The organism is Amycolatopsis sp. NPDC054798 (assembly GCF_053611505.1).
The window spans coordinates 23689-35163 of record NZ_JBSHAM010000085.1 but is presented as its reverse complement, the minus strand read 5'-3'; the positions used below and the strand labels follow the sequence as shown (position 1 = coordinate 35163).

Annotated in this window: 9 protein-coding genes; 1 reads left to right on the top strand and 8 read right to left on the bottom strand. The window is 69.7% G+C overall.

Features of this window, described 5'->3' with window-relative positions; genetic code table 11:
- Positions 1-149 precede the first annotated feature (149 nt).
- From ACWGIC_RS35600 to ACWGIC_RS35580, 5 genes are all read right to left on the bottom strand, one after another.
- On the bottom strand, positions 150-647 hold the full coding sequence (locus tag ACWGIC_RS35600; RefSeq protein WP_452080323.1) for a hypothetical protein: 498 nt from the start codon (positions 645-647) through the stop codon (positions 150-152).
- Positions 648-778: 131 nt separating this feature from the next.
- Positions 779-1120, bottom strand: a complete 342-nt coding sequence (locus tag ACWGIC_RS35595) for a beta/gamma crystallin domain-containing protein (protein ID WP_452080322.1) — start codon at positions 1118-1120, stop codon at positions 779-781.
- Between the two features lie 172 nt (positions 1121-1292).
- Positions 1293-1835, bottom strand: a complete 543-nt coding sequence (locus tag ACWGIC_RS35590) for a hypothetical protein (protein ID WP_452080321.1) — start codon at positions 1833-1835, stop codon at positions 1293-1295.
- A 136-nt stretch (positions 1836-1971) separates the two neighbouring features.
- Positions 1972-5574: a chromosome segregation protein SMC gene (smc, locus tag ACWGIC_RS35585; protein WP_452080325.1), complete on the bottom strand. Its 3603-nt coding sequence runs from the start codon at positions 5572-5574 to the stop codon at positions 1972-1974.
- A 179-nt stretch (positions 5575-5753) separates the two neighbouring features.
- Positions 5754-6050, bottom strand: coding sequence for an acylphosphatase (locus ACWGIC_RS35580; RefSeq protein WP_452080320.1), 297 nt, complete (start codon positions 6048-6050; stop codon positions 5754-5756).
- Positions 6051-6209: 159 nt separating this feature from the next.
- Here ACWGIC_RS35580 and ACWGIC_RS35575 point away from each other — a divergent pair, with 159 nt between their 5' ends.
- A complete protein-coding gene (locus ACWGIC_RS35575; RefSeq protein ID WP_452080319.1) occupies positions 6210-6899 on the top strand; it encodes a hypothetical protein in 690 nt (229 codons plus the stop codon).
- Positions 6900-6983: 84 nt separating this feature from the next.
- On the opposite strand, the gene ACWGIC_RS35570 is transcribed toward ACWGIC_RS35575, so the two are convergent.
- From ACWGIC_RS35570 to ACWGIC_RS35560, 3 genes are all read right to left on the bottom strand, one after another.
- Complete coding sequence (locus ACWGIC_RS35570; protein WP_452080318.1) at positions 6984-7745, bottom strand: phosphotransferase; 762 nt, start codon at positions 7743-7745, stop codon at positions 6984-6986.
- Positions 7746-8226: 481 nt separating this feature from the next.
- Positions 8227-8925, bottom strand: coding sequence for a response regulator (locus tag ACWGIC_RS35565; RefSeq protein ID WP_452080317.1), 699 nt, complete (start codon positions 8923-8925; stop codon positions 8227-8229).
- On the bottom strand, positions 8922-11471 hold the full coding sequence (locus ACWGIC_RS35560) for a DUF4118 domain-containing protein (RefSeq protein WP_452080316.1): 2550 nt from the start codon (positions 11469-11471) through the stop codon (positions 8922-8924). Before ACWGIC_RS35560 ends, ACWGIC_RS35565 begins: the two co-directional genes overlap by 4 nt.
- Positions 11472-11475: the final 4 nt, after the last annotated feature.

Below are 11475 nucleotides of genomic sequence, written 5' to 3'. Positions count from 1 at the left end.
CCCCAATGAGGCATTGGGTGCATGTGACGCACCGAACGCCACATTGGGTGCGTCAGACGCACCCAATGCCACATTGGGGCGCTTGAGCCCGCACGCAGGCAGCCGGAACGCGTTACGCCCTAACCGGCATAAACACTCACGACGTTTGTTTACGGCTGCGTGTAGAAGACCATGCCGTCCTTGTCGCAGCCGATCCGGCCGCTGCCCTGCGCGCCGGTGTCGGCCATGCACCGCCAGCCGCTCACGTTCAGCACGTGTGCGGTTCCCTCGGCTTTTTCGGGCGCGTCCTTGAAATACTCGGTGATCACGTTGATCGCCTCGGTACAGCCGGGACGACCCGCCTTCGTTTCGGTGGCGACGAGGCTGACCTTGCCGTTGGGCGCGGCGATCGGACCGCAGTCGACCGGCGGACCCACCGTTTCGCCAGTGTCCGAGCCGTTTTCCGGCGATTCGCTCGCGCTGTGCGTTTTGCTCGCGGGCGCGGATTTGGTGCTCGACGCCACACTCTCCGGCACCGAAGTGGCGACGGGTGCGGCCGAGACCGACGACGGAGCCGCCGCGCCGGTGCTCCCGCCGCAGGCCGCGGCCAGCCCGCCGAACGCGAGAATCGACGCCGTGACAACGGCTTTGGACACCATCGTGCGCATGAAGAATTTCCTCCCCGGGACGCGGCCGTTCGGCCAGAATCACCTTAAGCGGCCCGCGCCGGGTTGGCAGTGTGACAACGAACAGCTCGGCTTCCTCGCGTCCGGGGAAGCCGAGCCGCCGCCGGAAACGCTTAGTGGATCCAGACCTGGCGCACGTGCACGAAGTTCAGGTCGCCGCCCTGCCAGTGGCCGAGGTCGGTCCGGCCGCCGTCCCAGAACAGGGTCACCGAGTTGTTGCCGGAGTCGACCCGGGTGACGCCGCCCAGGTCCACGTACGTCGCGCCGCCGTTGGCGAAGCAGGCGACATCGCTGCCGTCCCAAGGACTTCCGCCCGCGAGGCGCAGCTGGACGAAGTCGGTGCGGCCGTTGCAGGCCACCCGGTCGATGGCGAACGCTTGACCGGCCGGAACGGTGACGGCCAGCGCGAGCGCCGCGGCGCCGCCGATCGCGAGTCTCTTGACAAGTGAAGGCATGATCGCTGTGGAACCTTTCTCCCAGTGCTGCCTTGAAGGTGATCCCGGCGAACGCGGCGGTGACCGCGCCGCCGGACGAGACCGACCGTGCCAGCAGCGGACCTCGTCCGGACAGCCGCGGCGCCCGCTTCTACCCGTTCGTACCCGGGGTCCGAGAGAAAAGGAGCAACGCTCAGACGGCCTTGCCGTGGAACGAAAGACCCTTGCTGCCGCAGAAAATCTGCTTGCTGCCGCCGTTTCCGCCGTCGTATCCGCAGTTCCAGCCGTCGACGTCGAGGAAGCGTCCGCTGCCCTCGGCCTTCGTCGGGGCCTGGGACAGGTAGTCGGACATGACGTTGATCGCTTCGGTGCAGCCGACGGTCCCGGCGGGCATCGCCTCGGTCACCACGTCGACCTTGCCGCCGGGGCCGTCGATCGGGCCGCAGTCGGCTCCCTTGCCGAGTTCGCCCTTGCCCGGCAGGCGGTCGCCGGGCTGCTCCTTGGCCGGCGCCGGGCGCGGTTTGGGCTTGCTCGCGTGCGTCGGTGCCTGCGCCTGGGCGGACGGCGCGGCGGAAGAACTCGGCGCTGCCACGGAGGAAGCGGTCGGCGCGGCCGAGAGCGCACTCTGCACCGTCGCGGCCTGCCCGGTTTGCGAGCCGCCGCCGCACGCGGCGACGGCCAGCGCCGCGCCGAGCATCGAACCGGAAATCAGGGTGCGGGCCACCATGGTGCGCATTGTCGAATCCCCTCCAGGATGTGTTTCTTTCGAACACCCCTGAAGACGCGCGGACTCGGCGGCAGTTGGCCGATCGGACGGCGGTCCGGCAAGCCCTGCCCGTTCGGGCAGGATCGCCGCGACCGGCGCAACCCGGCTAGGAAGCCGGGACCGGTTCCTCTTCCGCGGTGCGCAGCCGCTGCGAGATCACCTTGGTGATGCCGTCGCCCTGCATGCTCACGCCGTACAGCGCGTCGGCGATTTCCATCGTCGGCTTCTGGTGCGTGATGATGATCAGCTGCGACGAATCGCGCAGCTGCTCCAGCAGGCCGATCAGCCGGCGCATGTTGGTGTCGTCCAGCGCCGCCTCGACCTCGTCCATCACGTAGAAGGGCGAGGGGCGGGCGCGGAAGATCGCCACCAGCATGCCGACCGCCACCAGCGACTTCTCGCCGCCGGACAGCAGCGACAGCCGCTTGACCTTCTTGCCCGGCGGGCGGGCCTCGACGTCCACGCCGGTGGCGAGCAGGTCGTTCGGCTCGGTGAGCACCATCCGGCCCTCGCCGCCGGGGAACAGCACGCCGAAGACGGTCTCGAACTCGCGCGCCACGTCGGCGTAGGCCGAGGCGAAGACCTCCAGGATCTTCTCGTCGACCTGCTTGATGACGGCTTCGAGGTCCTTGCGGGTGTCCTTGAGGTCTTCCAGCTGGGTGGAGAGGAATTTGTACCGCTCCTCCAGCGCCGCGAACTCCTCCAGCGCCAGCGGGTTCACCTTGCCCAGCAGGGTCAGGTCCTTCTCCGCGCGCTTGGCACGGCGGGCCTGGGTGTCGCGGTCGTAGGGCATCGGCGGCGGCTGGGTGACGTCCTCGCCGCGTTCCTTCGCCGCCTCGTACTCGGCCATTTCGCCCGCGCTCGGCGGCACCGGCACGTTCGGGCCGTACTCCTCGACCAGGTCCGCCAGCCCGATGCCGAAGTCCTCGGCAATCTTGGCTTCCAGCGTTTCCAGCCGCAGTTTCTGTTCCGCGCGCAGCACCTCGTCGCGGTGCACGGCGTCGGTCAGCTTCTCCAGTTCGCCGGACAGCTCGCGCACCTTCGCGCGCACCGCGGTGAGCGCGGTTTCGCGGGATTGGCGCTGCGCCTGGGCTTCGTCGCGCTCGGCGGCCGCGCGCTGCACGCTCAGCTCAATCCGTTCCAGCGCGAACTCACCGGCGTTGACGACCGCGTTCGCGATTTCCGCGCCGCGCTCCCGGGCTTCCCGAGCCTTGGCCGCACGCTCGCGGGCCTGCTGCTCGGCGTAGGCCGCGCGGCGCAACGATTCCGCGCGCCCGGCGATGCTGCGCGCGCGTTCCTCGGCGGTGCGCTGCGCGAGCCGCGCTTCGACTTCTTCCTGCCGTACCACGGCAAGCTGCTCAGCAGCCTCGTCCCGCTCGGCAGTGTCCGGGTCGTCCTCGACCGGCTGCTCGGCGACCGCGGCGAGCCGTTCTTCCAGCTCTGCCAACTGTTCCAGCGCCTGCTCGCGGCTCTGCTCGACCTTCGCGCGCTGCTGCGTCAGCCGCTCGACCTCGGCCTGCGCGGACCGCGCCGCCTGCTGCAACCGGTTGAGCCGCTCGGACGAACGCGCCTTGCGCACCTTGGCGTCGCCGAGCGCGTCCTTCGCCTGCCCGACCTCTTCGCGCCGGGCCTGCTGCTCGGCGCGCGCGCCTTCCAGCTCGGCGGAGTACTGCTCCAGCGCGCGTTCGGCGGTGCGCAAGCGTTCCTGCGCCTCGTCGACCGCCGCCTGGACCTCGATCACGCTCTCGCGGGCAGCGGAACCACCGGCGATCCAGCTGGAGCCGAAGACATCGCCCTCGGCGGTGACCGCGCGCACCTCCGGATGCTGGGCCACGAGCTGGCGGGCGGCGTCCAGATCCGGCACCAGCGCGAGCCGGTCCAGCGCCTTCTCGACCGCGGGCCGCAGCTGCTCCGGCGCGTTGACGACCTCGCGGGCCCAGCGCGCACCCTCGGGCAGCGTCGGCCAGGAACCGGTGTCCACAGTGGACCCGGCACCGACCGGCACGATCCCGGCACGGCCGGAATCCGTTTCCTTCAAGTACTTCAGCGCGGACAGCGCGTTCTCGCCGCCGGACACCGCGACCGCGTCGGCCACCGGCCCGAGCGCGGCGGCCAGCGCCACCTCGTGGCCCGGCTGCACGGTGAGCAACGCGGCGACCGAACCGAGCAGTCCGGGCAACTCCGCGGACGCACCGAGCAGCGCGCCCGCGCCGTCCTTGCGCTTGAGGCCCATCGACAACGCTTCGACCCGGGCCTTCTCCGACGCGATCTCGCGCTCGGAACCGCGCTCGGCCTTCACCAGTTCTTCGACCCGGGCCTTGGCGGCGTTGTTCGCTTCCACCGCACGGTCGTGGCGCTGCTGCAGCTCGGCGTCGTCGGATTCCTCCGTGCCGCCAGCGGCTTTCGCCTCTTCCAGCTCTTCGACCGCGATCTCGGCGCGCTCAGCGGCTTCCTGCAACCCGACGGTGAGCCGGTCGACCTCTTCCGCGGTCGCGCCGTTCTTGCTGCGCAACGCTTCGACCTGACCGGTCAGCTTCGCCATGCCTTCACGACGGTCGGCGATCGCACGGACCGCGGCCCAGTGCGCGCGCTCCGCCGCCTGCACCCGCTGTTCGAGATCTTCCCGGCGCAGCACGGTTTCCGCGAGCAGTTCGCGGGCCTCCATGACGGCTTCGGTCAGCTCCTGCTCGCGCTCCGCTGCCTGCTCGGCCTCGGCGAGCAGTTCCTCCGGGTCACGGCCGCCGGTCGGCGCGGAAACGTCGGAAGAAAGGTGCCGTTGCCGCTCCACCGCCAGCCGCACGGTGCCGCGCAGCCGTTCGGTGAGCGCCGACAGCTTGTACCAAGTCTCCTGCGCGATCTGCAGCCGCGGCGCGTCCTCGGCGAGCGAAGCCTCCAGCTCGGCTTCCTCGGCCGCCACGAGTTCCAGCGCCTGCTCGACCTCGGCGCGGCGCTGACGGGCGGTGCGCTCGTCTGCCTCGTCGCGGGCGATCGACTCGCGCTGGGTGACCAGGTCGTCGGCGAGCAGCCGGAGCCGGGCGTCGCGCAGGTCGGACTGCACCGACTGGGCCTTGCGCGCGATCTCGGCCTGTTTGCCCAGCGGTTTGAGCTGGCGGCGCAGCTCGGTGGTGAGGTCGGTGAGCCGGTCGAGGTTGCCCTGCATGTTGTTGAGCTTGCGCAGGGTCTGCTCTTTGCGCTTGCGGTGCTTGAGGACGCCGGCGGCCTCCTCGATGAACGCGCGCCGCTCCTCGGGCTTCGACTCCAGGATCGCCGAGAGCTGCCCCTGCCCGACGATGACGTGCATCTCGCGGCCGATGCCGGAGTCCGACAGCAGCTCCTGGACGTCCATCAGCCGGCAGCGGTCGCCGTTGATCTCGTACTCGCTCGCGCCGTCGCGGAACATCCGGCGGGTGATGGAGACCTCGGCGTACTCGATCGGCAGCGCGCCGTCGGCGTTGTCGATGGTCAGCGTCACCTCGGCGCGGCCGAGCGGGGCGCGGCCCGCGGTGCCGGCGAAGATGACGTCTTCCATCTTGCCGCCGCGCAGGTCCTTCGCGCCCTGGGTGCCCATCACCCAGCGCAGCGCGTCGAGGACGTTCGATTTTCCGGAGCCGTTCGGGCCGACCACGCAGGTGATGCCGGGTTCGAAGCGCAGCGTGGTCGCCGAGGCGAAGGACTTGAAGCCCTTGAGCGTCAGGCTTTTCAGGTGCACGTGCTGCCGACCCCTCTTGGCCACGGGTACTGGATGGCTACCGGTTCCCCCGGTTCGGGACAGGCTACCCGGGGGTTCTCCGCCGCCGTGGGAGGCCAGGCCGCCCGGGCGCGCCTAGCACAGGTTCGACCGCCCCGGCAACCCCAAGCACCCCAACAGCCGCAACCGTCCCAGCGGCCTCAGCGTTCGGCGAATCCGTCCAGCCCTCCCTTGGCGGCGGTCCAGCGTTCAACTACCTGATCCACTCGTCCGGGTGAGGTTCCGGAGCGCAGCGCGGCCAGCAATTGCGCACAGTGGTCCCGATTACCCTCCGCGACCACCTCGACACGGCCGTCCGGGAGGTTCCTGGCGAATCCGGTCAGCCCGAGTTCCAGCGCCCGGCTCCGGGTCCACCAGCGAAAACCGACACCTTGCACCTGCCCGTGCACCCAGGCGGCCAGCCGGACGGGCGATTCCTGCTCGTTCACCGGTCCCATCCTGCCGCACGCGCCCGGCTGCGGACGGTGACGGCCCCGTCCCTCGGTCGCGCGAACGGGTCCTGAGCGGTGATAATCTCCCGCCTGGCATCCGGGGCCGGAGCCCCGCTCCCCCGTGCCGCCCCTCGACTTGAGCGTTGACTCTTCTAAGGAGCCTGCATGTCCCGTCCCGACGGGCCTGAACCAAGCTCAGCGTCGCCCGAGATCGCGGTGAGCGCTGCCCCCACCGCTCCGCCGAAGGGCGCGAGCGGGAGGCTCAGCCGCTCCGGCTACGCGATCCTGGGCGTCAGCGGCCTCGTGGTCGCCACGGCCTTCGCCGCGGTCGCCGAACTGGCCGGCCCCGGCTCGGTCACCGACACCGCGACGAACAGCACCGGCGGCGGCCAGGGCGGGCTGCAGGGCAGCTCGCAGGTCGTCGTGCCGGGCAACGCCGTCCCCGGCGGCCCGATGACCGTCCCCGGTTCGCCGACGCCCGGCCAGACCGCCCCGCCGACCCCGACCACCGTGGTGGCCGTCGGCCCGGACGGGAAACCGACGACGAGCGTCATCACTCCCCCGCCGAACGCCGGCCAGCCCGGCGGGCAGCCCGGCGGCGGACAGCCGGTTCCGGGCGGCACCACGTCGGAACGCAGCGACCCGCCGCCCACCAAGCCCAGCGGCGGAACCACCACGCCGCCGTCGCACACGGTGAACCCGCCGACGTCGACGACGTCCGACCCGGTGAGCACCCCGCCGTCGGACAGCTCGACGCCGAAGCCCCCGGGCAGCAGCTCGACCGGCGGCCAGCCGTCGTCCTCGCCGAGCGAGTCCACTTCGGACACCAACCCGACGAGTTCCAGCAGCCGCTGAAATCCGGGAAGGGCACCCGTTTCTGATCCGCGCAGCAAGGCCCCCGTCTCTCGCAGACGGGGGCCTTGCGCCTTGTCTGTCCGATTAAGACATCGCCAGACGGTGCCGGGCATACTGCTGTGCCGCAGCAGCGAGCCTGGTGGCACCGGGGAACGGCCCTGTCGCGGCCCGATATCCCCACAATCCCGCTACATAGCAAGCAAAAGCAGTGACCGCCTTGTCCGTTCGGGCGGACCACGACGGCATCCTCGCGGCCCACTCTTCGGCTTGGTTCGGCTCGTGGCCCGCCGCGATGAGCCGCACGACCAAGAAGGCCGCATCGACCCACGCCGCGCCCGAAGCGGGCCTGCCCCAATCGATCACGCGCACCGACGACGAGTCGTCATCGATCATGAACTGATGCTCGTGGAGATCGGTGTGGAGCAGAGCGGTCCCTTCGACCAGGCTGGGGGTTTCGCGGCACCAACCGGTCAGCTCGTCGATGTCGAAACCCAGGACTTTGTCCGGGGCCTCGGCCGCGAGTTTGGCCCACCAGTCGGTCGGCACCCAGCGCTTGCTGAGCGGCTGTGCCGGACCGCCGGGAAGCCCGTTGATCCTGGCGACCGTCGTGGCGACGGTCGTTAGGTCCTCAGCGCCCGGAGACAGATCGGCCGGACGACCGTCGACGTGCTCGAACCCGACGACGAACCAAGGCGCATCCGCGTCGACGTCTTCGCTGAACCGGGTTGCCGGGGCTAAGCCAGGAGCGAGATTTCCAGCCTCGGACTCATTTCGAAGCCAGCGCATTTGAGGACTGATTCCGCGAACGCCTTTCACGAAGACGTCTCCTTGCTCGCCGCGCAGCACAAGAGCGACGTTGCAGTTCTGCCCGTGTTCGATCTCTCGGACGACAGTGACCTGGCCAAGACGTGCCTGCACCGCGTCTCGGACGGCGGCTGGCAGGTCGTCCCAGGAGAATCGCTCCATCACGCGAGGACCGTATCAGCGCATGCTTGGTACTGGTGGCATCCTGTGTCGCCACTGGAGTGCGTGCACCATTCCCTGCACTGGTTGCACTTCGCCGACGCAGTCCACAGCGCGAGATCGCGCTGTCACCAGGTACGAAGCCAGTCACGCGCGCGAATTCGCGCTATATCAAACCTGGCTGGCCGAGTCCTACGCCCGCTCCGGTGAACTAGACGCCGCGCGAGCCGTCATCGAAGAAGCCGAGCCTCTTCGACGGGAATAAGCTCTCTCTCCGGCTCACGCGGCGCGTCGAGGAGATTGAGCAGCTCGTCTTCTGAGCAGCCTGAGGGAATCTGCTTCCCTCAGGGCTTTCCGCCCCGCGTCAGATCTCGAAGCGATACCCCATCCCAGGTTCAGTCAGCAAATGCCGCGGCCGGGAAGGCTCCGGTTCCAGCTTCCGCCGCAACTGCGCCAGATACACCCGCAGATAATGCGATTCCGTCTCATACGACGGCCCCCACACCTCGTGCAGCAGCTGTTTCTGCGCCACCAGCCGCCCCCGGTTGCGCACCAGCAGTTCCAGCACGCCCCATTCGGTTTTCGTCAGGTGTACCTCGCGGCCCTCGCGCAGCACTTTCTTCGCCGCCAGGTCGATGGTGAAAGACCCCGCGTCCACCACGGCTTCCGCGCCGTCCGCGCCCACCACGGACGAACGCCGCACCGCGGCTCGCAAACGGGCGAGCAATTCGTCCATTCCGAACGGTTTCGTGACGTAGTCGTCCGCGCCCGCGTCGAGTGCTTGCACCTTGTCCGCCGAATCGCCGCGCGCGGACAGCACGATGATCGGCACTGTGGTCCAGCCGCGCAGGCCCGCGATCACCTCGGTGCCGTCGAGGTCGGGCAGACCGAGGTCGAGCACCACGACGTCCGGTTTCGTCTCGGCGACCGCTTTCAGCGCGGCGGTGCCGTCGTGTGCGGTGATCACCTTGTACCCGCGCGCGTTGAGGTTGATCCGCAGCGCGCGCACGATCTGCGGTTCGTCGTCGACGACCAGCACCGTCGCCGTTTGGTCGGCAGTCATCGCGCCGCGCCCTCCTCAGCTTCCACGAGTTCCCGGCCGGTGCAGGCCGGCAACGAGATCACCACCGTCAACCCTCCGCCAGGAGTGTCCTCCGCGCGAACCGTACCGCCCATCGCCTCGGTGAACCCCTTCGCGACGGACAAGCCGAGCCCGACGCCGGGCGTCGAGTCCCGGTCCCCGCCCAGCCGCTGGAACGGCGCGAACGCGGAGTCCGCGGCGCCCTTCCGCAGCCCCTTTCCGTGGTCGACGATCCGCAGTTCCACGAACTCCGAATGTGCGCTCGCCCGCGCGGAAACGTCGCCGCCCCCGTGTCGCAGGGCGTTGTCCAGCACGTTCGCGATCACCCGTTCCAAGAGCCCGGGATCCGCCTGCACGGAGGGCAACCGCGCGTCGACGGACACCTGCACGTTCTTCGAGTTGTCCACATTGGACAACGCGTGCGCGACCACCTCGTCGTAGCCGACCGGCCGCAGGTGCGGGGTGACCGCACCGGTCGCCAGGCGCGAGGAGTCGAGCAGGTTGTCGATCAGCCCGGCGAGCCGGTCCGCCGAAAGCTCCACAGCCTCCATCAGTTCCTCAGTGTCCTCATCGGACAGAGACAGATCCGGCGCGCGCAGGCTGCCGATCGCTGCCTTGATCGACGTGAGCGGCGTCCGCAGGTCATGACCGACCGCGGACAGCAACGTCGTGCGCAGTTCAGTCGCCTCGGCCTTGCGCTCCGCGGCAGCCGCAGCGGCAGCCATTCGCTGTTGACGCAAGGCAAGCAAAGCTTGTCCTGCAACGGCTTCCAGTACCCGGCGGTCCGCCGCGGGCAAGGCGCGACCGCGAAGCGTCAGGTGCACATCGGCGGTCACCGCAATGTCCACATCGGCCTCATCCGGATCAGCACACGGTTCGCCGCCGGACAAAGCGACCTTGTCCCACTTCCCGTTGCGCTTCTCCAACAGTGTCACAGAAGTGAGGCCGAAGTTCTCCCGCACCTTCTCCAGCAACCGCTCGATCGGGTTCGGATTGGTCAGCACGGTGCGCGCGTACGACGCCAGCAGCGACGCCTCCGTCCGCGCCCGCGCCGCTGCCACGCCGCGCCGGGCGGCGGAAGCGACGACCAGCGCCACCATCACCGCAACCACGATCATCGCGATGAGTGTGACGACGTTCTGTGGACTGTGGACATTCAGCGTGTACAGCGGCGGTGTGAAGAAGAAGTTCAGCAGCCCGGCACCGAAGATCGCGGCCACCAAAGCCGGGCCGAGCCCGCCCACCAGGGCGACGATGACGGTGGCCAGCACGAAGAGGACCACGTCCGTGGAGAACTCCACCGCGTCGCGCAACAGCACGCCGAGACCGGTCGCGACGACCGGTGCCACGATGCTCAGCACCCACCCCATCACGAGCCGCGACGGCGCCAGCGGGTTCGTGCCCAGCCGCGCCCGCAGCCGTCCGCCGGCGTAGGAGTGCGTGACCATGTGCACGTCGATCGGCCCGGACTGCTGGATCACGGTCGCGCCGATGCCCTCGTCGAAGAGCCGCGCGACCCGGGACCGCCTAGAGGTTCCGATGACCAGCTGAGTCGCGTTGACCCCGCGCGCGAAGTCGAGCAACGCCGTCGGCACGTCGTCGCCGACCACGGCGTGGAAGGTCGCGCCGACCTCCTCGGCCAGCGTGCGGCAGCGGGCCATCGCGGTCGGCCCGAGCCCGGCGAGGCCGTCGCCGCGCAGGATGTGCACGACCTGCAGTTCCGCGCCCGCCCGGGTGGCGATCCGGCTGGCGCGCCGGATCAGCGTCTCGCTTTCCGGACCGCCGGTGATCGACACGACCACCCGTTCGCGGGTTTCCCACGTGTCGGTGATCTTCTGCTCCGCGCGGTAGCGCTGCAGTGCGACGTCGACCTGGTCGGCCACCCACAGCAGCGCCAGCTCGCGCAGCGCGGTGAGGTTCCCGGGCCGGAAGTAGTTGCCCAGCGCGGCGTCGATGCGCTCGGCCGGGTAGACGTTGCCGTGCGCGAGCCGCCGCCGCAGCGCCTCCGGCGTGATGTCCACCAGCTCCAGCTGCTCCGCGCGGCGCACGACCTCGTCCGGCACGGTTTCCTGCTGGGTGACGCCGGTGATGCGCTCGACCACGTCGTTGAGGCTCTGCAAGTGCTGCACGTTGACTGTGGACAGCACGTCGATGCCCGCGTCGAGCAGCTCGTCGATGTCCTGCCAGCGTTTCTCGTGCCGTCCGCCGGGCACGTTCGTGTGCGCCAGTTCGTCCACGACGACGACCTCGGGCGCGCGGGCGAGTATCGCGTCGAGGTCCATTTCGGAGAACTCGTGCCCGCGGTGGCTGACCGTGCGCCGCGGCACGACCTCCAGCCCTTCGATCAGGTCGGCGGTTTTCTTGCGGCCGTGCGTCTCGACCAGGCCGACGACCACGTCGGTGCCGCGGTCGAAGCGGCGGCGCGCTTCGCCGAGCATCGCGAAGGTCTTGCCGACGCCCGGAGCCGCGCCGAGGTAGATCCGCAGTTCGCCTCGGCGCGGCTTCGGGGGTGTGTCAGAGGTGCTCACTGTG

What these genes read in the sequence shown, in the direction of transcription:
- ACWGIC_RS35600 (WP_452080323.1), bottom strand. Translation starts at nt 647, where the DNA reads ATGCGCACGATGGTGTCCAAAGCCGTTGTCACGGCGTCGATTCTCGCG.
- ACWGIC_RS35595 (WP_452080322.1), bottom strand. Translation starts at nt 1,120, where the DNA reads ATGCCTTCACTTGTCAAGAGACTCGCGATCGGCGGCGCCGCGGCGCTC.
- ACWGIC_RS35590 (WP_452080321.1), bottom strand. Translation starts at nt 1,835, where the DNA reads ATGCGCACCATGGTGGCCCGCACCCTGATTTCCGGTTCGATGCTCGGC.
- ACWGIC_RS35580 (WP_452080320.1), bottom strand. Translation starts at nt 6,050, where the DNA reads ATGGGACCGGTGAACGAGCAGGAATCGCCCGTCCGGCTGGCCGCCTGG.
- ACWGIC_RS35575 (WP_452080319.1), top strand. Translation starts at nt 6,210, where the DNA reads ATGTCCCGTCCCGACGGGCCTGAACCAAGCTCAGCGTCGCCCGAGATC.
- ACWGIC_RS35565 (WP_452080317.1), bottom strand. Translation starts at nt 8,925, where the DNA reads ATGACTGCCGACCAAACGGCGACGGTGCTGGTCGTCGACGACGAACCG.